Consider the following 259-nt stretch of genomic DNA (forward strand, 5'->3'; position numbering starts at 1 on the left):
GCCAGACCCGCGACAACCTGCCGTACTCCAACCGGCTCGACCCGGACAGCCTCAACCACCTGGACCGGCGCATCCTGCGCGAGTCCCTGCGCCAGGCCCAACGCCTGCAAAGCAGCCTGGCCTTGCGGTATCAGCTATGAGCCTGTTTGCCTGGCTGCGCCCCAGCGCGCCCGAGCTGGACCACGCCATGCGTCAGCGCCTGGCCCGGCTGCCCAAGCCCGCACCGCTGGGTGTGTGCAGTTTACGTGAGCAGCGCTGG

At 69.5% G+C, this 259-nt stretch carries 1 protein-coding gene and 1 pseudogene; both read left to right on the forward strand.

Features of this window, described 5'->3' with window-relative positions; all coding sequences use genetic code 11:
- Window positions 1-140, forward strand: a 140-nt coding sequence (locus SB765_RS31035; RefSeq protein WP_410932677.1) for a putative nucleotidyltransferase substrate binding domain-containing protein, incomplete at its 5' end; no start/stop codon positions are given.
- Window positions 137-259 (forward strand): annotated as a pseudogene (locus tag SB765_RS31040) (3'-5' exonuclease); the annotation flags it as partial. The gene SB765_RS31035 and the pseudogene SB765_RS31040, both read left to right, overlap by 4 nt.

The organism is Pseudomonas sp. SIMBA_067 (assembly GCF_046534675.1).
In the GTDB taxonomy this organism is placed as follows: Bacteria; Pseudomonadota; Gammaproteobacteria; order Pseudomonadales; family Pseudomonadaceae; genus Aquipseudomonas; species Aquipseudomonas putida.